General features: G+C 63.5%; 20 protein-coding genes. 12 read left to right on the plus strand and 8 right to left on the minus strand.

Features of this window, described 5'->3' with window-relative positions:
• Positions 1–2: 2 nt before the first annotated feature.
• The gene (locus IB272_RS27045) at positions 3–905 is read right to left on the minus strand and encodes a M23 family metallopeptidase (RefSeq protein WP_060517702.1); all 903 of its coding nucleotides are present in this window, start codon (positions 903–905) and stop codon (positions 3–5) included.
• Between the two features lie 115 nt (positions 906–1,020).
• Between IB272_RS27045 and IB272_RS27050 the strand changes: the two genes are divergently transcribed.
• The gene (locus IB272_RS27050; protein ID WP_034787539.1) at positions 1,021–1,509 is read left to right on the plus strand and encodes an Rrf2 family transcriptional regulator; all 489 of its coding nucleotides are present in this window, start codon (positions 1,021–1,023) and stop codon (positions 1,507–1,509) included.
• Between the two features lie 140 nt (positions 1,510–1,649).
• Here the strand turns inward: IB272_RS27050 and IB272_RS27055 are convergent, their stop codons facing one another.
• Genes IB272_RS27055 through IB272_RS27065 form a run of 3 tightly spaced genes read right to left on the minus strand, consistent with a single transcriptional unit; the run spans position 1,650 to position 3,400 of the window.
• A complete protein-coding gene (locus IB272_RS27055) occupies positions 1,650–2,057 on the minus strand; it encodes a cupin domain-containing protein (RefSeq protein WP_060517704.1) in 408 nt (135 codons plus the stop codon).
• Between the two features lie 54 nt (positions 2,058–2,111).
• Positions 2,112–2,864 (minus strand): SDR family oxidoreductase, encoded by a 753-nt coding sequence (locus IB272_RS27060; RefSeq protein ID WP_060517706.1) that lies wholly within the window; start codon positions 2,862–2,864, stop codon positions 2,112–2,114.
• A gap of 56 nt (positions 2,865–2,920) precedes the next feature.
• Entirely contained in the window at positions 2,921–3,400 is a 480-nt protein-coding gene (locus tag IB272_RS27065) for a carboxymuconolactone decarboxylase family protein (protein WP_060585561.1), read from the minus strand.
• 130 nt (positions 3,401–3,530) lie between these two features.
• Here IB272_RS27065 and IB272_RS27070 point away from each other — a divergent pair, with 130 nt between their 5' ends.
• Positions 3,531–4,436, plus strand: coding sequence for a LysR family transcriptional regulator (locus tag IB272_RS27070; RefSeq protein WP_060604473.1), 906 nt, complete (start codon positions 3,531–3,533; stop codon positions 4,434–4,436).
• A gap of 12 nt (positions 4,437–4,448) precedes the next feature.
• Here IB272_RS27070 and IB272_RS27075 read toward each other — a convergent pair whose 3' ends face one another.
• Positions 4,449–4,934 carry an Lrp/AsnC family transcriptional regulator gene (locus IB272_RS27075; protein WP_034787553.1) on the minus strand — a complete coding sequence of 162 codons (486 nt, stop codon included), beginning with the start codon at positions 4,932–4,934 and terminating at the stop codon, positions 4,449–4,451.
• Positions 4,935–5,076: 142 nt separating this feature from the next.
• Here IB272_RS27075 and IB272_RS27080 point away from each other — a divergent pair, with 142 nt between their 5' ends.
• Together IB272_RS27080 and IB272_RS27085 are read left to right on the plus strand one after the other, a co-directional pair.
• Positions 5,077–5,493, plus strand: a complete 417-nt coding sequence (locus tag IB272_RS27080) for a DUF2000 domain-containing protein (RefSeq protein WP_060517708.1) — start codon at positions 5,077–5,079, stop codon at positions 5,491–5,493.
• 310 nt (positions 5,494–5,803) lie between these two features.
• Entirely contained in the window at positions 5,804–6,985 is a 1,182-nt protein-coding gene (locus IB272_RS27085) for an MFS transporter (protein WP_060585557.1), read from the plus strand.
• 77 nt (positions 6,986–7,062) lie between these two features.
• Here the strand turns inward: IB272_RS27085 and ycaC are convergent, their stop codons facing one another.
• Entirely contained in the window at positions 7,063–7,689 is a 627-nt protein-coding gene (gene ycaC, locus IB272_RS27090; protein WP_034787558.1) for an isochorismate family cysteine hydrolase YcaC, read from the minus strand.
• A gap of 140 nt (positions 7,690–7,829) precedes the next feature.
• Between ycaC and IB272_RS27095 the strand changes: the two genes are divergently transcribed.
• Both IB272_RS27095 and IB272_RS27100 read left to right on the plus strand, forming a co-directional pair.
• The gene (locus IB272_RS27095) at positions 7,830–8,777 is read left to right on the plus strand and encodes a LysR substrate-binding domain-containing protein (protein ID WP_034787561.1); all 948 of its coding nucleotides are present in this window, start codon (positions 7,830–7,832) and stop codon (positions 8,775–8,777) included.
• Between the two features lie 233 nt (positions 8,778–9,010).
• The gene (locus IB272_RS27100; protein WP_034787562.1) at positions 9,011–9,304 is read left to right on the plus strand and encodes a hypothetical protein; all 294 of its coding nucleotides are present in this window, start codon (positions 9,011–9,013) and stop codon (positions 9,302–9,304) included.
• A 36-nt stretch (positions 9,305–9,340) separates the two neighbouring features.
• Here IB272_RS27100 and IB272_RS27105 read toward each other — a convergent pair whose 3' ends face one another.
• Complete coding sequence (locus tag IB272_RS27105) at positions 9,341–10,039, minus strand: aspartate/glutamate racemase family protein (RefSeq protein ID WP_060517713.1); 699 nt, start codon at positions 10,037–10,039, stop codon at positions 9,341–9,343.
• Positions 10,040–10,261: 222 nt separating this feature from the next.
• Here IB272_RS27105 and IB272_RS27110 point away from each other — a divergent pair, with 222 nt between their 5' ends.
• From IB272_RS27110 to IB272_RS27130, 5 genes are all read left to right on the plus strand, one after another.
• Positions 10,262–11,791, plus strand: a complete 1,530-nt coding sequence (locus IB272_RS27110) for an ABC transporter substrate-binding protein (RefSeq protein WP_192445447.1) — start codon at positions 10,262–10,264, stop codon at positions 11,789–11,791.
• Between the two features lie 115 nt (positions 11,792–11,906).
• Entirely contained in the window at positions 11,907–12,848 is a 942-nt protein-coding gene (locus IB272_RS27115; RefSeq protein WP_034787569.1) for an ABC transporter permease, read from the plus strand.
• Positions 12,848–13,717: an ABC transporter permease gene (locus IB272_RS27120; RefSeq protein ID WP_034787571.1), complete on the plus strand. Its 870-nt coding sequence runs from the start codon at positions 12,848–12,850 to the stop codon at positions 13,715–13,717. Before IB272_RS27115 ends, IB272_RS27120 begins: the two co-directional genes overlap by 1 nt.
• 3 nt (positions 13,718–13,720) lie before the next feature.
• Positions 13,721–14,932: an amidohydrolase/deacetylase family metallohydrolase gene (locus IB272_RS27125; protein WP_034787575.1), complete on the plus strand. Its 1,212-nt coding sequence runs from the start codon at positions 13,721–13,723 to the stop codon at positions 14,930–14,932.
• Positions 14,933–14,978: 46 nt separating this feature from the next.
• A complete protein-coding gene (locus tag IB272_RS27130) occupies positions 14,979–15,470 on the plus strand; it encodes a RidA family protein (RefSeq protein WP_034787577.1) in 492 nt (163 codons plus the stop codon).
• A gap of 15 nt (positions 15,471–15,485) precedes the next feature.
• Here IB272_RS27130 and IB272_RS27135 read toward each other — a convergent pair whose 3' ends face one another.
• A complete protein-coding gene (locus IB272_RS27135; protein ID WP_034787939.1) occupies positions 15,486–16,292 on the minus strand; it encodes an IclR family transcriptional regulator in 807 nt (268 codons plus the stop codon).
• A 202-nt stretch (positions 16,293–16,494) separates the two neighbouring features.
• Between IB272_RS27135 and IB272_RS27140 the strand changes: the two genes are divergently transcribed.
• On the plus strand, positions 16,495–17,694 hold the full coding sequence (locus IB272_RS27140) for an aminotransferase class V-fold PLP-dependent enzyme (protein ID WP_034787581.1): 1,200 nt from the start codon (positions 16,495–16,497) through the stop codon (positions 17,692–17,694).
• Positions 17,695–17,710 lie beyond the last annotated feature (16 nt).

Genomic DNA, 17,710 nt, shown 5'->3' on the forward strand with positions numbered 1-17,710 from the left:
TCTCACCTGGCGAATTGCGCGTTGCGGGAAGGAACACGCCCGTCGAAGGACAGTTGAACAGCCTTTCCGGATCCGGCATCGACGGCATGAATGTGCAGATGCGGCTCCGTGCTGTTGCCAGAGTTGCCGACAGCGCCGATCGGATCGCCGGCGAGAACCCGCGCCCCGATCAAGGCGGTCACGCTCCCCTTGCGCAGATGCGCCAGTTCCACCCGCATGCCGTCGCAGGCAACGATCACGTGGTTTCCAGCCGGGTTGCCCCGATCCGCCTCGGGCGGGGGCAGGTCGGGCAGCCCATCCACTGCCGCGACGATCTCTCCCTCGCACGGGCTGACGACGGTCTTGCCGAAGATGGCATAGTCAGCGGGATCCCTAGGTAGCAGGCCGAACGCCCGGAAGCCGGCGTCGCCGATCGCCGTGATGTCGAGGGCATGCCGTTGCACCGGGTGATCGCTGTGATGATTGAGCACGCCGATGCCGCCGCCCTGAGCGACGACGAAGCGACCACCGGCCAGCGGAAACGATAGCCCGCGCGGACCGTGCTGCGAGCCGATGCCCCAGGCGACATAGGCGAGTGCTGCACCGAAGACGAAAAGAGAGGCTACGGTCGGCACCAGGCTGCGCGCCAATGCTCCGCGATCCAGCGACAGCCAGGGCCGGCGCCAATGTCGGGGCAACGAAACCAAAGACGCCGCGACCGCGAGCGCGGCCAGCGCCGCCCGGGTCCAGAAGCCGGCGATGTCCCAGCGGTTGAGAAGTCCGATCAGGGTGAGCAGCACGACGGTCTCTGCAAGCGCCAGCAGCCAGCCAAGCCGCGTCGGTTCATTCAGCCGCCACAGTCGCCAGATGAAGGCAAGCGGCAGCAGGATGCTGAGAACAAGCAGAAAGCCGACGACAACGACCATGATCCCTCCTGTTGCACATGACGGCGCTGTTTACACAGGGAAAAAATAGGGATATTTTTTGTCCTTAATAGATGCGGGCGGCATCTGCCGGACGAAAAAAAGATCGTTAGAGCGTATGATCCTTAAGAGCCAAGTCGAATGGGCGTTGCACTGTTGCGCCATTCTCGCCGGCCTGCCCGAGGGCCGCTACCTATCGACCAAGGCGCTGGCCGAATTCCACGGACTTCCGAAGGAGTATCTGTCGAAGGCGCTGCAGAGCCTGTCACAGGCGGGCCTCGTCCACACGACCCTCGGTCCTTCGGGAGGCTACCGGCTGGCGAAAGCGCCGGCGGAACTGACTTTCCTCGATATCGTCGAGGCGGTCGAAGGCCGGTCGCGCACCTTCGTCTGTACCAATATCCGGGCCAACAATCCCTGTCGGGCGCCTGGTTACTGCGACGAGACCCCCTGTGCGGTGGCGCGCATCATGTGGGAGGCGGACGAAGCCTGGCGCGACAAGCTGCGAAGCGTGCGCCTGTCCGACCTGATGGAAATCCTCTCGAAGGAAATTCCCGCCGATCTCTCGAAGCGAAGCTTTGCCTGGGTGCTAGAACGCGCCGGATGAGCGGCGCCGGCCGCGGTTTCAGCAGGCGAAGCGTAGAGATAGGCCTGCGCCGGCAGATGCTCGGCAAACTTGGCTGGCCCCAACGGTTGGGCCGAAAGAAGGGCCGGCTGCGCGATCGGCAGTCGGCCCTTGGCATGGCGTCACTTCGTCATCGGAAAGGTCAGTTCCTTTTCGGCGGTGTCGACGACGAAGACCGCCAGCAGCTTGGCGGGCGCGGTCTTGCTGCCGTTGGCGCTGACGCCGTGACGGTCGCCCGGCATCTCGGAGAAGCTCTCGCCGGCCTTGTATTCCTTGACTGGACCATCATTGACCTGGCTGAGGATCGAGCCTTCGAGCACCGTCGCATAGATGAAGGCCGTGCTCGCATGGGTGTGCGCATCGGACGAGCCGCCAGGCCCATATTCCACCAGAACGCCCTTAATGCTCTTGCCCGGAACGTTCGGCAATTCATGCTCATAGACGAGCGTCACCTTGGCAGCGTCACCGGCGACGGCGGTCCCGAACAGGGTTGCGGTAACGGCGAGGGTGGTGAGGAGAGACTTGATCATGTCGAAAATCCTTTCAGATGAGGGAGATGCGCGACGCGCGCGCCTCCGGTTCGGTTACTTGCGGGGTGCCGTTGCGAACCACTCTTCGAAGGTGATGCGGCCGAGGCGGGGATTGTTGTCGGAAACAAGCGAGCCGTCCTCGAGCAGAGCGCCGAAATAGCGCGCCTCCCGGTCCGGCTCGACCTTGCGATTGTCGCCCATCGCCCTGAGATAGCGGGCGACGAGATCGCTGAGGCGCGAGCGCTCCGGACCCGCAATCTCGATCGTGCCGTTGACGGGATCGGCGAGCGCCACGTCGGTCATGGCATCGGCAACATCGTCTGACGCGATCGGCTGCACATAGGCCGGCGACAGACGCACGAGGTCGCCGACGGTTCCCGATTGCGCGATCCCGCTCAGGAACTCCATGAACTGGGTCGAGTGCACGATCGTGTAGGGGATGCCACCGGCCTCGATCAGCTTTTCCTGCGCAAGCTTGCCGCGGAAGTAGCCGCTTTCCTGCAGCCGCTCGGTTCCGACCACGGAAAGCGCGATATGGTGTTTGACGCCGGCAGCCTTTTCGGCGGCAAGCAGATTGCGGCCCGACGTCTCGAAGAATTCGAGCACCGCCCTGTCCTCGAACGAGGGGGAGTTGGCGAGGTCGACGACGACCTCGCAGCCGCTGAGCGCTTCGGTGAGCCCCTCTTCCGTGATCGTATTGACGCCGGTGTTCGGGGAGGCGGCAATCACCTCGTGTCCGCGCTTGCGCAGGCGTTCGACCGTCTTCGAACCGATGAGGCCGGTGCCGCCGATGATGACGATTTTCATGGGATCCTCCATCGGCGGCGCCCATCGCGCCGCCGTGCATGACGGTTGCTGCGGGCTCAGTTGAGCCCGGCCTTGTCGAGCCCATAGAGCTTGTCGGCCGAGCCGGGCACGGACTTGAACGCGACGCTGACGCGGTTCCAGGCGTTGATGGCCATGATGGAGAAGGTCAGATCGGAGATCTCCTTTTCCGAAAGCTGGCCGCGCACGCGCTCATAGAGCTCGTCCGGAACGCCGCCCTCGGGCAATTTCGTCAGCACCTCGGTCCAGGCAAGTGCTGCGCGTTCGCGCGGCGCAAACAGGTTCGATTCCCGCCAGATTGCCACGTGGTAGAGGCGCAATTCGCTCTCGCCGTGGATCTTCGCCTCCTTCACATGCATGTCGACGCAGAACGCGCAGCCGTTGATCTGCGAAGCCCGCAGATTGACGAGATCGCGGATTGTCTGCTCGATGACGCTGTCCTTCAGGCTGTGGCTGAAGTCGGAGATTTTCTTGAAGAACTCGGGTGACTGCTGGGCGTAGTTGAGGCGCTGGGTCATGGCTTTGCTCCTAATTAAGGACATCTGTTATCCTTATGGATACAAGATATCCTTAATCGATGGACAGTAAAGCGCGCCGGGGGTAAACTCGGCGCATAAGGCTTATGTCGAAACGTTTGGGGGAAGCCGGATGGACATCGTTTCTGCGCTCAGAGCCTTCCTGCGGGTGGCGGAGACCGGCTCGTTTTCCGCGGCTGCCAACGATCTCGGCCTGACCCAGCCGGCGGTATCACGCCAGGTCTCGGCACTCGAGGAGCACCTGAGCATGCGTCTTCTGCACCGGACGACGAATGCGCTGGCGCTGACCGCCGAGGGGGAACACATGATCCCGATGGCGCTCAAAGTTGTCGAGGCGGTCGATGCTCTGAACGAGGCTTCCTGCGGCGAGGCCGGCCTCGTGGCGGGCCGCGTGCGGCTCACCGTGCCCGCGCCGCTCGGCCTCTATCTGAGCGATCGCCTGGCCGCCCTGCTCGCCCGTCATCCGGGGCTTTCCGTAGAGATGTTGTTTCGCGAGGAACCATCGGAACTGATTGGAGAGGGCATCGATCTGGAGGTTCGCTTGGGTCCGGTGTCGGAGGCCGGCCTGATCTGCCGGCGGATCGGCTGGACGACCGCGTTTCTGGTGGCGGCACCCGACTATCTGAACCGGCGCCCCGCGCCAAAGATTCCCGACGACGTCGGGAAGCATGAATGCATCTGCTACAGCCGCGCCGGCGACGGCCGCCAGTGGACGTTTTCCGACGGGTCCGGCGACGTTTTCGTGCGCATCGCGCCGCGGCTCGTCGCCAACAGTGCCGTGGCCGTGCATCGCGCGGTGCTCGCCGGCAACGGCCTTGCGATCCTCTCCCATATCCTGGCCTGCCCGGACATCGAGGCTGGCCGCTTGGTCAACGTGATGCCGGCATTCCCGCCGGCGCGCCTGCCGATCAGCGTCGTCTATCCCTCGCGCAGAAACGTGCCGCTACGCGTGCGCACCGTTCTCGATTTCCTTGTCCAGGTGGTCCGGGAAGACCCGCTGATGGCCTCCGCCTCCTGACCGTCGTTTGGGTCAGCGCTGGCCGGCCGAGGCGCGCAGGGGCAGCCCGCCATAGGCCTTGATCTCCTTCAGCACGAAGGTCGTCTGCATCTCCTTGATGCACGGCAGGCGCCGCACGACCTTCATGGCAAAATCCGAATAGGAATCGAGATCGGCAGAGACGACCTGGAGGAGAAAATCCGCATCGCCGGCAATGCTGTAGCAGGCAACGACGCTGTCGAGTTTCATCACCTCCTCGGCGAAGGCGTCCGCCTCCGCCTCCGTATGGCTGTCGATCTTTACCCGGATGAAGGCGAGCACCCCAAGGCCGATTTCCCGGCGATTGAGTACCGCCATGTAGCCCTGGATGACACCGTCGTCCTCCAGTTGCCGTACCCGCCGCCAGCAGGGCGAGGTCGACATGCCAACCTCCTCCGAAAGCGCCTGGTTGCTCAGGCGCCCGTCACTTTGCAGCGCGGTCAGGATCTTTACATCGGCGGGTGTCAGGGTGGCGGGCATCTTCTATCTCATTTTCTGCTCTATCGGGATGAATCTACCCCATCTTGGCAATTTCTCGCAACATCAGAAAGATACTGCCTCGCCACACGGTCTATTCTCCCGGCCGACCCAGCCTTTGAGAAACAGAGAGGAAACAGACCACGTGCTTCAGGACACCCGCCTCGCCATCATCGTCAATCCCGAACTGACACCCGGTCATCTCGCCAACACGATCGCCGCGATCTGCATCGGCATCGGCTCGGCGATGCCCGGTCTCGGTAACCAGCGGCTGACGGACAGCAGGCAGAACACCATCGACATCAGCTCCAACCGGCCCGTGCCGATCCTCCAGGCCGATGGCGCGACGATCCGTGCACTGCTCCTGAAGGCACTGCCGAAAGAAGACGATCGTGTCGTCGTGCCGTTTCCAGCCTTCGCGCGTTCGCTGCACAGCTATGCCGACTACGAGACGCAATTTCCGGAACGGGATCTCGCGCAGGAGACGATCGACGGCATCGGTCTTGCCGGCGACGTGAAGTGGGTCAGATCGCTGACGGGATCGCTGAAATTGCTGCGATAGGACAAAAGCACGCGCAACGGCACGGCGGGTCGGAGCCCGCCGCTTCCGGTATGTACATTTTTTTCACCGGAACCAGACCAATGCCAGGATTGGTGGCGACACATTCGCAACACCAACAGCCATTCGCTCGGAAAGGCCGCGCTTTCCGACTTGACGGCCTCTTCTCGCCTTGACGGGACCCGCCCCGCGCGACAAGCTCTGAAAACAATTTTCAGAATATCAGAATTCCTTCACATACCGCATCGGCTCGACGGCTCCCGCCCGCTGCCGAGGGTGCATCGCGCGACACGCTATCCGGGGAACAATGCGCATGACCAACCAACGGCTCATCATGCTGATCTTCTTCCTGCAACCGATCGCCTTCGGCGCCTGGCTGCCGCGTATTCCCGACGTGCAGCAAAGGCTCGGCCTCGGCCCGGCGGAACTGGCGATCGCGCTGCTCGGCATGCCCGTCGGCATTCTGCTGACCCTGCCGTTTGCCGGCCGTTTTGTCGCCTGGATCGGCGGCCGTGCGACCATCCTCTACGGCTTCGTCGTCTTTCTGGCGCTCGTCTGGCTACCGACATGGGCCCCGAACATCGAGGTGCTCTTCGTGGCGCTCGCCATCGTCGGCGCAGCGTTGACGACGCTCGAACTCGGCCTCAATGTCGAGGCCGACGCGATCGAGAAGCACTCCGGGCAGCTGATCATGAGCACCTGCCACGGCTTCTGGAGCCTCGGCATCATGACCGGCAGCCTGGTTGGCGTCGGCTTCGCGGCGCTGCACGTGGCACCGGAATGGGCGGTGCCGCTGACGGCGGCAGGCATGTTGCCGATCAGCGTCTACTTCGCCCGGAAGCTGCCGCTCCTGAAGACCGGCGAGGCCGCGGCTGCCGAAGCGGCGCCCTCCAGACGCAAGCTGCCGGGCTGGGCATTGCTTGGCGTCTGCTTCTTCGTCTTTGGCATCACCATGACCGAAGGCGCCGTCGCCGACTGGTCGGCGGTCTTCCTGCGCGACATCTTCGGGCTTTCCAGCGCCAGCGCCGGTTTCGGCTACTCGATCTTCGCCTTCATGGTGGCTGCCGGGCGCTTTGCCGGCGACCGGCTGAAGGCGAGCTACGGCCCGGTTGCGGTGGCACGTGCCTGCGGTATCGCCAGCATTAGCGGGCTCATTCTCGTGGTGGTAAGCCCCGCCGCCTGGGCAGCGCTTCTCGGCTTTTCTGCCATGGGCTTCGGCGTATCCGTCGGCTTTCCCTTCGCCGTCACCGCCGCTGCCGACCAGAAGGACCGGCCGGCGGCCGCGAGTGTCGCCATTCTGTCCTTCATCGCGCTGCTCGGCTTCCTGCTCGGGCCGCCGCTGATCGGCCTGATCGCCGAATACAGCGACATGCGCTTCGGTCTTGGCGTGCTCGTGCCCTTCCTCGCCGTCAGCCTGCTCTTGACCGGCCGGCTCAAGCCCGCGGCCCGTCTGGACGTGCAAGACGACGCCCAGCAGGCCGCCAGCCGCGCATAAAGGCCACGGCAACAGACAACACGAAAAGCCCCGGCCATCCGAGGCCGGGGCTTTCGTCGTTCATCGTCTGGCGTGTCTTACTTGCGCGCCGCCATAGTATTGTAGCTGGTGATGAGGTTGCGGTAGTCCGGGATGTGGTTCGAAAACAGCGTGCCGAGACCCTCGATGTCGTTGCGCCAGTCGCGATGCAGCTCACAGGCAACGCCGAACCAGGTCATCAGCTGAACGCCGGCGGCGGTCATGCGCGACCAGGCGGAATCGCGTGTCACCTCGTTGAAGGTGCCGGAAGCATCCGTCACCACGAAGACCTCGAAGCCTTCCTCGATCGCCGAAAGCGCCGGAAACGCCACGCAGACCTCGGTCACGACGCCGGCGATCAGCAGCTGCTTCTTGCCGGTGGCCTTCACCGCCTTGACGAAATCCTCATTGTCCCAGGCGTTGATCTGGCCCGGACGGGGAATGAAGGGCGCATCGGGAAACTGTTCCTTCAGCTCCGGAACCAGCGGGCCGTTCGGGCCATCCTCGAAGCTGGTTGTGAGAACCGTCGGCAGCTTGAAGTACTTGGCGAGATCACCGAGCGCCAGAACATTGTTCTTGAACTTGTCCGGGTCGAAGTCGCGCACCAGCGACAACAGGCCGGTCTGATGGTCGACGAGCAGGACGGCAACATCATCCTTGTTGAGGCGTACGTAGGGCTTGGTCATCGGAAGTCCTTTCCTTCGTTTGGTTTTCATCACCGCCAGCGGCCTTCGTTGCCGATCTGCTGTGATTGAACGTAAGCTACTGCAGGACCGTCGCCGCAAAAAGATTGTGAATTTCGACGCAGCGTCCTATGAATAGAACGATGCAGGACCTGAACGACCTCTATTATTTTGTCCAAGTCGTGGATCATGGCGGCTTTGCGGCTGCGGCACGGGCAACCGGTACGCAGAAATCCCGGCTGAGCCGGCGCATTGCGATGCTGGAAGACCGGATCGGGGTTCGGCTGATCCAGCGTTCGCCGCGCCGGTTCTTCGTTACCGATGTCGGCCGCGAATATTACCAGCGCTGCGTCGCGGTGTTAATCGAGGCGGAAGCGGCCGATGCCTTCATCGCGCAGCATCAGGGAGAGCCGCAGGGCATCATCCGGGTGAGCTGCCCGACCGCATTGATCTCGTTCCAGTTCGGCCGGCTCTTTGCCCGGTTCATGACCGCCCATCCGCGGATCGGCCTGCAGCTGGAAAGCACCAACCGGCGCGTGGATGTGATCGCCGAAGGTTTCGACGTTTCGATCCGTGTCCGGTTCCCGCCGCTCGAAAAAAGCGAGCTGGTGATGCGCAAGCTCGACGACAGTTCGCAATATCTCGTCGCCAGGCCCGGATTTCTGAAGGCGCCGATCGCTGAGCCCGCGCAACTGACGGGATTGCCGAGTCTTGCCTGGACTTCGGCCACGCACACCTATGAATGGCGGCTGGAAAGCGCCGATGGAGAACGGGCCGTCATCCGCCACGAGCCACGTTTCCTGACCGACGATATGGCGGCGCTACGCGAAGCGGCGCTCGACGGCGCCGGCATCGTGCAACTGCCGACGATGATGATCTGGAAGGACCTGGCAGCCGGCACGCTGGTGCCCGTGCTGCCGCAATGGCGCCCGGCGTCCGGCGTCGTGCACGCCGTCTTTCCTTCGCGGCGCGGGCTACTGCCCTCCGTTCGCACCTTCATCGACTTTCTTGCCCAGGAATGCGCCGCCGATCGCCTGGCGATCGACGAAAGCCTGGCATGGCCGGCAAGGCCACCCCATATCACGGCCTAACGCATCCGGCGGTCAACGGGCTCCCTTGACGTGCTACCCCGGCGGCCGCCCTCCGCGGACCCATGCGCTGGCCGCATAGTAGCCATTCCTTGCATATCGCGCCGCAACGCACGATCTTATTGGAGAAGCCGCGTTCGACGCCGGCTCCCCTCCTGGACTCACCCCAGTCGTAGACTTTTCCCCCGGCTTCGGCCGGCGCGGCCATTTCGGCTTGAACAATAGGGAAGGTAATCATGCAGACAACTGCCAAAACTCCCGACGCCAAGACACTGGATGCCATGACGCTGGATGAACGCTCGAACATGATGGCGCTGGTAGCGGAAGCGCTCGAGGCAACGGCCGAGAAGGCCTACGAGATCGGCGACGACCGGTTCGCCGAGAACTCGATCAGCCTCGCCAACATCATCATCGGCTGTGCGGACGACCTGGTGGTCGGCGACTTGCCAGCCGCCGAACTGCTTTTGCAGCAGGGCATAGCACTTCTCAGCCTGTTTCCGGGCGAACCCCGGGAATTCACCTTGCACTAGCCCTTGCAACCACGGCCGACGGCCAGTCGGCCGTGGTCAGGCGTCCCCGAGCGCGAGGTCGACCGCAGCAAGCGCGTGGATCTCGGTCGTATCGAACACCGGGACCGGGCTATCAGCCTGTGAAATCAAAAGCATGATCTCGGTGCAGCCCATGATGATCGCTTCCGCGCCCGCATCGACAAGCCGCGCGATGATGGCGCGATAGGCGTCGCGCGAGCTGTCTTTGACGATACCGGCAACGAGTTCGCGGTAGATGATCTCGTGCACCTTCGCCCGGTCTTCCACCTCCGGCACCAGCACATCGAGACCGAATTTTTCCGCCAAGCGACCTTTGTAGAAGTCCTGTTCCATGGTGAAGGCCGTTCCGAGCAGGCCGACTTTGCGAAGGCCCGCCGCCTTGATCTTCTCCGCCGTCGGGTCGGCGATATGCAGCAGCGGAATGGAGACGGCTGCCGAAACGTCCGCCGCCATCTTGTGCATGGTGTTGGTGCAGATCATCAGGAAATCGGCGCCGCCTGCCTCGAGACGTCGCGCTGCGGCGATCATCTCTCCCGTCAGGGCCGGCCAGTCGCCGTGATGCTGCAGGCGCTCGATCTCGCCGAAGTCCATCGACCACATCAGCGATTTCGCCGAGTGCACGCCGCCGAGGCGCGCGCGAACCGTCTCGTTGATGATGCGGTAATACTCCGCCGAGCTCTCCCAGCTCATGCCGCCGATCAGGCCGATGACCTTCATTCTCTTCTCCCTTTTCAATCCGGACTCCGGGCTAACAAATCCCGCGCCTTCGCGATAGCTCCCGCCCACTTATGCACCCTCCAGGACAAGGGTTCCGGCCCGCCGCTGCCGGCGGTTGTGACAAGACGACGACAGCCGGTTGACATTTCCGGCTTCGTGCCTTTTTATATTCCAAAATAAAGAACGACATAGCATAACTATGGAATATGAGGAGGAGCAAATATGAAATCGACTAAACTCGCATTGCTTATTGGAACCGCATTGGTGGCATCGGCAACTCTCGCCTTTGCGCAGGAAAAGGGCGGCGTGATCAACGTCGCGACGGTCGGTGAGCCGCCGACCCTCGACCCGATGGCATCGACGGCCGACCTCGTCGGCATAGTCTCGCAACACATCTTCGAGACGCTCTACACCTTCGACAAGGACTGGAAGCCGACCCCGCTTCTGGCGGCAGCACTTCCGGAGATCAGCGCCGACGGCAAGACCTACACGATCAAGCTGCGCTCGGGCGTCAAGTTCCACGACGGCACCGATCTCGACTCGAAGGACGTCGTCGCCTCGCTCGAGCGCTGGACCAAGGTCGCCTCGCGCGGCAAGCAGACGGCAACGACGATTTCCGGCATCGAAGCGATCGACCCGCTGACGGTGAAGATCTCGCTCACCACCCCTTACGCGCCGCTCGTTTCGCTGCTCGCCTTCAACAACTCCGCGGCGATCGTGCTTCCTTCCGAAACGCAGGCCGAGCCGATGACTGATTTCGTCGGCACCGGCCCCTACCAGCTGAAGGAACGCAAGGCGGACCAGTACATCCAGCTCACCCGGTACGATGCCTACAAGTCGCCGGAAGGCGAAGCCAACGGCTATGGCGGCGCCCGCCACCAATATGCCGACGAAATCCGCTTCGTGCCGGTTCCGGACCCGAACACCCGCGTCGAAGCGGCCGTTTCCGGCCAGTATGACTATGTCGATTCTCTGCCGGTCGAATCCTTCGAACGCGTCAAGGGTTCGAGCGCTTCCGAACCCGTCATGCTGCAGCCCTTCGGCTGGCCTGTCTTCGTCTTGAACTCCGGCAACGGCATGACCAAGAACCTCGACCTGCGCAAGGCGATCCGCGCTTCGCTCAGCATGGAAGACATGATGGCGGCAGCCTTCGGCACCACAGACTTCTATGCGCTCGACGCCGCTCTCTACCCGTCGCAGTTTACCTGGCGGACCGATGCCGGCACCGAAGGCGCCTACAACATCGCCGATGCGGAAAAGGCTGGCGAACTCCTGAAGGCCGCCGGCTACAAGGGTGAGCCGCTGCGCATCCTGACGAGCCGCCAGTATGAGTTCCACTACAAGATGGCGCAGGTCGCGGCCGAGTATCTGAAGCTCGCCGGCTTTACCGTCGATCTGCAGGTGGTCGACTGGGCGACGCTGACCCAGCGCCGTGCCGACCCGACGCTCTGGGACATCTACATCACCCACAGCCCCTTCCTGCCGGAACCGGCCCTCATCGGCATGATGTCGACCAAGGCGCCCGGCAACTGGGATACGCCGGCGCGCGCCAAGGCGGTCGATGCCTTCAACGCCGAATCCGACTCGGCCAAGCGCGTGGCGCTCTGGGCAGACGTGCAGAAGGTGATCTTCGAGGAAGTGCCATTCATCAAGATCGGCGACTTCAACGCGCTTTCGGCGAAGTCGAAGTCGCTCGACGGCGTCTCGCCGGCCCCGTGGCCGTACTTCTGGAACGCTTCGATCAAGAAGTAAGCTCCCCCTCCCAAGGGACTTCGGCGGGCAGCCGGGCCATGCGCCTGGCGCCCGCTCGAAGGGGCGCGTCACTCCACCCTTGCGGCGGAGCGCACAGGAAAGGTTCGAGGCCACCATGTTACGCTACATCTTCCAACGGCTGATGGGCATGATCGTCGTCATGGCGATTGTCGTCACGATCGTCTTCGTCATCGTCCGCGTGACGCCCGGCGATCCCGCCGCCGTCATGCTCGGTCCGGAAGCAACCCAGGAAGACATTACGGCGCTGCGCAGCCGGCTTGGCCTCGACCAGTCGCTCGGCCTGCAATATGTTTACTATATCGGACAACTGCTGCAGGGCGATCTCGGCCAGTCGATCTTCCTCAACCAGCCGGTCACGTCAGCACTGGCGGAGCGTGCCGAGCCGACCTTCTTCCTGACCCTGTTCTCAATCGTCATCGCCTGCGCCATCGCGCTGCCGATCGGCATCTATGCCGCCTACAGGCGCGGCTCCTTCGTCGACCAGGCGGCAACAACGCTTGCCATGCTCGCCGCCAGCATACCGAGTTTCTGGCTTGGCCTGATCCTGATCCAGGTCTTTGCCGTGCGTTTCGGCTGGTTCCCGGTCTCCGGCTATGGCGGCCCCGGATCCTCCTTCACCGAGCGCATGTATCACCTGACCTTGCCGGCGATCGCGCTCGGCGTCGTCTCCTCGGCGCTGATCCTGCGCTTTACCCGTGCATCGATGCTCGACGTGCTCGGCGACGATTTCATCCGCACCGCCCGCGCCAAAGGCCTCGGCGAACGCAAGGTGGTGATGAAGCACGCACTGAAAAACGCGCTGATCCCGATCCTGACGATCATTGGCCTCACCGCCGCCGTGCTGATCTCGGGTGCGGTTGTCACGGAAACCGTCTTTGGCCTGCCCGGCGTCGGCAATCTCGTCGTCTCCGCCGTGCTTCGCCGCGACTATCCCGTCATCCAGGGCGCGCTGCTCGTCATTGCCGCGCTCTACGTGCTGATCAATTTCGTGATCGACATGCTCTATCTCCTCGTTGATCCAAGGGTGCGCTACTGATGTCTATCACCGTATCTGCCCCCACCGAGAGCGAAGGCCGCAAGTTCGTCCGCCGGCTGTTGAAGCGCAAAACCGTTGCCTTCGGCCTGATCGTGCTCACCGTCTTCGTGCTGCTTGCCGTCTTCGCGCCGCTGATCGCACCCTATGCGCCCGGCAAGCTGTCGATCGTCAACCGGCTGCAGCCGCCGAGCCTGCAATGGTTCTTCGGCACCGACGAGTTCGGCCGCGATGTCTTCTCCCGCACCATCTATGCCGGCCGATTGTCGCTGCTTGTCGGTGCGGCGGTCGTCACGCTTGCAACCGTGATCGGCGTCGTGCTCGGTCTGCTCGCCGGCTTCTTTCCGAAGCTCGACACGCCGATCGCCCGCGTCATCGACGCGATGATGGCCTTCCCGGACATCCTGCTTGCGATCGCGCTGGTCGCGGCCTTGGGCCCCTCGCTGACGACCGTCATCATCGCGCTCAGCATCGTCTATGCGCCGCGGCTCGCCCGCGTGGTGCGCGCCTCGACACTGGTCATCCGCGAGCTTCCTTATGTCGAGGCGGCCCGCGCGCTCGGGATCTCGACGCCACACATCATGACGCGTCACGTGCTGCGCAATCTGCTTTCGCCCGTCCTCGTGCAGGGCACCTTCCTCTTCGCCCATGCGATGCTTGCCGAAGCCGGGCTTTCCTTCCTCGGCGTCGGCGTCAGCCCGGAAATCCCGACCTGGGGCACGATGATCGCCTCGGGGCGTCAATATATCGGCCAGGCCGACTGGGTAACGCTCTTCCCCGGCATCGCCATCGTGCTTTCGGTCTTGTCGCTGCAGATGGTCGGTGACGGCCTGCGCGATATGCTCGATCCCCGCCTCAGAAAGGACCTGTAAGTCATGACGACCGCAACATCGAACGCCGGTCCGGTGCTGATCCGGCAGGTGAAGCCCGTCGCCTTCGGCATGGCCGCGCCGGCTGAAACCACCGACATCCTCGTCGACGACGAAGGCCGCATCGCAGCCCTCGGCCCGAACCTGGAGGCATCAGGCGACGTGCGTCGCATAGAGGGCAAGGGCGCCTGGATCTCGCCCGGCTGGATCGACCTGCACGCCCACGTCTGGCACGGCGGCACCGACATTTCTGTGCGCCCGCAGCTTTGCGGCATGGAGCGCGGCGTCACCACGATCGTCGACGCGGGTTCGGCCGGTGAAGCCAATTTCCACGGCTTTCGCGAATACATCATCGAGCCGTCGCGCGAGCGCATCAAGGCGTTCCTCAATCTCGGCTCGATCGGGCTTGTCGCCTGCAACCGCGTCAGCGAACTCTCCGACATCCGCTCGATCGACATCGACCGTATCATCGCCTGCTACCAGGAAAACCGCGAGCACATCGTCGGCCTGAAGGTGCGCGCCAGCCACGTCATCACCGGTTCCTGGGGCGTGACGCCGGTGAAGCTCGGCAAGAAGATCGCCAAAATCCTGAAGATCCCTGTCATGGTGCATGTCGGCGAGCCGCCGGCGCTCTATGACGAGGTTCTGGAAATCCTCGGGCCCGGCGACATCGTCACCCATTGCTTCAACGGCAAGGCCGGTTCCAGCATCATCGAGGACGAGGACCTGTTTGAGCTTGCCGAACGCTGCGCCGGCGAAGGCATCCGCCTCGACATCGGCCACGGCGGCGCCTCGTTCTCCTTCCGCGTGGCGGAAGTGGCGATCGCCCGCGGTCTGCTCCCCTTCTCGATCTCCACCGACGTGCACCTGCGCAGCATGAACCAGTCCGTCTGGGACCTGGGCACCACCATGTCGAAGCTCTTGAGCGTCGGCATGCCTTTCGAAAAGGTGGTCGAGGCCGTGACCCAGGCGCCCGCCTCGGTCATCCGCCTGCCGATGGACAATCTGCTTACCGTCGGCGCCCGCGCCGAATTCACCCTCTTCGACCTCGTCGATAGCGAGCTTCGGGTCTTCGATTCACTCGGCGCCGAAGCGCACCTCAACCGCCTCTTCGAGCCGCGCTACGCGGTCATGGGCACCCACGTGGTTGCCGCCAATCGTTACCAGCCGCAGCATATCGAGTGCCCGGACCACAGCCACGGCTTCAGCTACCGCTAAGCCAGGGCGACAGAATACAGAAATGACAGGACAACGCGTGAACAGTATGGACCCGAAAAACGACAGCCCCGTCGCTGTCTCACCCTACGAACGCCTTCAGGCCCTCGGCATCAACCTGCCGCCTGCGCCACCGCCGATCGCCAATTTCGTGACGCATGTGCGCGAAGGCAACATCCTGTATCTCTCCGGCCAGGGCCCACGCGAGCCCGACGGTCATCTCTACGCCGGCAAGGTCGGCGGCGATGTCGACATCGACAGCGCCTATGACCACGCACGGTTAACCGGCATCAACCTGCTTGCGGTCATGCATGATGCGCTCGGAGACCTCGGAAAGGTCAAGCGCATCGTCAAGATCCTGGGCATGGTCAATGCCGTTCCGGATTTTGCCGAACATCCGCGCGTCATCAACGGCTGCTCGGACCTGATGATGGACGTTTTTGGAGCGGCCGGCAGCCATGCGCGCTCGGCGGTGGGTTTCGGGTCGTTACCCGGCAACATCACCGTCGAGATCGAGGCGATCGTCGCTCTGCACGAGTGACGACGGGAGGTCGGATCAGTGGCTGCGCCAGCCCATCATTTTTTCGATCCGCTCGGCGGAAACCCTGACGTGATCGGCGTAGAACGCCCGGTCGTCGAGGATTTTCTGCTCGGGCAGGACGATCGAGATCGTGGCAGCGCAATTGCCCTTATCGTCGAGGATCGGGGCTGCGACGCAGGCGACGGCATAGTCGGATTCGCCCGCCTGGATCGACAGCCTTGCGGAAAGCGCGCTTTCAGCCTGGGCGGAGAGCGCGGCCGGATCGATATCGGCGCGGCCGGTCGGCGAGGTTCGTGCGCAGCGGCGGAACAGCTCCAGCCGTTCGTCGGCGGGCAGATGCCCCACCAGAAGACGGCCCGACGCCGTCCAGTTGAGCGGCACGCGGGTACCGACGCGCGAGGTCACCTGGAAATGGCCGGGACCATCGGCCATGGCGAGCACCTGCATGTAGTCGCCGTCGCGGCCGCAAAGCTGGATCGTCTCGGCAACTTCACGGCCGAGGTCGTGCATCTCGCGGGTGGCGACGCCGAGGAAATCGAGCGAGCGGGCATAGGCAAGGCCATAGTGATAGAGCCGGTCGCCGAGCCAGACGAGCCCATCGGCATCGCGGCTAAGCAGGTTCTTTTCGACCATGTCGTCGACGATGACATAAGCGGTCGACAGCGGCGCGCCGACAGCCTTGGCAATCGCGTAGACGCCACTCGGGGAACCCGTCTCATAAAGGAAATCGAGCACCTGCAAGGCGCGATCCATGCCGCTCACGCGCGAGCGGCGCGGCTTGCCGGTCGTTTCCATATCGTCGGTCGGCTCGACGCCGGTCATCGTCTTGTCCACTGCTTCACTCCTGCACCGCTCGAAGGGCGTGCTGCCGGTAAAATCTCGGCTTCCGCTGCCGCCGCGCCGCCGATGGCGGCCGCGTCAGATAGCGCAAAGCCTCACTCATACTTCATTACTATGGTAGATATTCCGCGAAGACGGAATAGTCTACCCGCTTCGACCGCCAGAAAATCATATGGAGACCACTATGCCTGACCGTGACATTCGCGAAGCTCTCGGACTTCGTCCCGTTATCAACGTCTCCGGCACGATGACCAGCCTCGGCGCATCGATCGTGGTCCCGGAAGCGATCGCGGCCATGACAGGCATACTGCCGCAGTTCGTCGAGATCAACGACCTGCAGCGCAAGGTGAGCCCGGTGATTGCTCGGCTGACGGGTGCCGAGGCCGGCTTCATCACGGCGTCCTGCTCCGCCGGCATCAGCCTCGCCATTGCCGGCACCATGACCGGAAGCGACCTTGCCGCCATCGAGCGCCTGCCGGATACGACCGGCCTCAAGAATGAAGTCATTCTGCAGATGGGCCATGTGGTCAGCTACGGCGCGCCCGTCGACCAGGCGATCCGGCTTGCCGGCGCCAAGCCGGTGATCGTCGGCCAGGCGACGTCGGCCTATCGCTACCATATCGAAGGCGCGATCAACGAGCGCACCGCTTGCGCCGTCTACGTCGTCTCGCATCACGTGGTGCAATACGGTCTCGTCGGCCTCAGGGAATTTGCCGAGGTCTGCCATTCGAAGGGTGTGCCGGTCATCGTCGACGCCGCTTCCGAATACGACCTGCGCATCTTCCTCGATGAGGGCGCCGACATCGTGCTCTATTCCGGCCACAAGTTCCTGGGCGGCCCGACCTCCGGCATCGTCGCCGGCAAAAAGGAAATGGTGCGCAACACCTTCCTGCAGAACCTCGGCATCGGCCGCGGCATGAAGGTGGGCAAGGAAAGCATGCTCGGCGTGATGGCGGCACTTCAAGCCTGGGAAACCCGCGACCATGCCGGCATCCGCGAGCGCGAAACCGGTTACCTGAACCTCTGGCGCGAGACGCTCGACGGCCGTCCCGGCATCAAGCCGGTGATCGAGGCCGACCCGACCAACAACCCGCTCGACCGGCTGCGCGTCAACATCGACCCGCAGGAAGCCCATATCACCGCCTGGGATCTCGCCGATGCGCTGGCCCGCGGCGCGCCGCCGATCATCGTGCGAGACCACGAGGCCGAGCACAATTACTTCTACCTCGACCCCTGTAACCTGCATCCGGGCCAGGAGAAGATCGTCGCCAGCCGCCTCGCCGAGGAGCTCGACAAGGCGAGAGCCTCGAACGAGATCATCGCCACGTCGCTCGCCGAACGCAACGCACGCCGCTTCGCCGGCCTGCTGCGCTGGCCCGACTGACCCGACGACCAACTAA

Source organism: Ensifer sp. ENS08, assembly GCF_014852195.1.
Taxonomy (GTDB): Bacteria; Pseudomonadota; Alphaproteobacteria; order Rhizobiales; family Rhizobiaceae; genus Ensifer; species Ensifer adhaerens.

Coding starts and splice junctions, on each gene's coding strand:
- IB272_RS27045 (WP_060517702.1), bottom strand. CDS start 905: ATGGTCGTTGTCGTCGGCTTTCTGCTTGTTCTCAGCATCCTGCTGCCG.
- IB272_RS27050 (WP_034787539.1), top strand. CDS start 1,021: ATGATCCTTAAGAGCCAAGTCGAATGGGCGTTGCACTGTTGCGCCATT.
- IB272_RS27055 (WP_060517704.1), bottom strand. CDS start 2,057: ATGATCAAGTCTCTCCTCACCACCCTCGCCGTTACCGCAACCCTGTTC.
- IB272_RS27060 (WP_060517706.1), bottom strand. CDS start 2,864: ATGAAAATCGTCATCATCGGCGGCACCGGCCTCATCGGTTCGAAGACG.
- IB272_RS27065 (WP_060585561.1), bottom strand. CDS start 3,400: ATGACCCAGCGCCTCAACTACGCCCAGCAGTCACCCGAGTTCTTCAAG.
- IB272_RS27070 (WP_060604473.1), top strand. CDS start 3,531: ATGGACATCGTTTCTGCGCTCAGAGCCTTCCTGCGGGTGGCGGAGACC.
- IB272_RS27075 (WP_034787553.1), bottom strand. CDS start 4,934: ATGCCCGCCACCCTGACACCCGCCGATGTAAAGATCCTGACCGCGCTG.
- IB272_RS27085 (WP_060585557.1), top strand. CDS start 5,804: ATGACCAACCAACGGCTCATCATGCTGATCTTCTTCCTGCAACCGATC.
- ycaC (WP_034787558.1), bottom strand. CDS start 7,689: ATGACCAAGCCCTACGTACGCCTCAACAAGGATGATGTTGCCGTCCTG.
- IB272_RS27095 (WP_034787561.1), top strand. CDS start 7,830: ATGCAGGACCTGAACGACCTCTATTATTTTGTCCAAGTCGTGGATCAT.
- IB272_RS27100 (WP_034787562.1), top strand. CDS start 9,011: ATGCAGACAACTGCCAAAACTCCCGACGCCAAGACACTGGATGCCATG.
- IB272_RS27105 (WP_060517713.1), bottom strand. CDS start 10,039: ATGAAGGTCATCGGCCTGATCGGCGGCATGAGCTGGGAGAGCTCGGCG.
- IB272_RS27110 (WP_192445447.1), top strand. CDS start 10,262: ATGAAATCGACTAAACTCGCATTGCTTATTGGAACCGCATTGGTGGCA.
- IB272_RS27115 (WP_034787569.1), top strand. CDS start 11,907: ATGTTACGCTACATCTTCCAACGGCTGATGGGCATGATCGTCGTCATG.
- IB272_RS27120 (WP_034787571.1), top strand. CDS start 12,848: ATGTCTATCACCGTATCTGCCCCCACCGAGAGCGAAGGCCGCAAGTTC.
- IB272_RS27125 (WP_034787575.1), top strand. CDS start 13,721: ATGACGACCGCAACATCGAACGCCGGTCCGGTGCTGATCCGGCAGGTG.
- IB272_RS27130 (WP_034787577.1), top strand. CDS start 14,979: ATGGACCCGAAAAACGACAGCCCCGTCGCTGTCTCACCCTACGAACGC.
- IB272_RS27135 (WP_034787939.1), bottom strand. CDS start 16,292: ATGACCGGCGTCGAGCCGACCGACGATATGGAAACGACCGGCAAGCCG.
- IB272_RS27140 (WP_034787581.1), top strand. CDS start 16,495: ATGCCTGACCGTGACATTCGCGAAGCTCTCGGACTTCGTCCCGTTATC.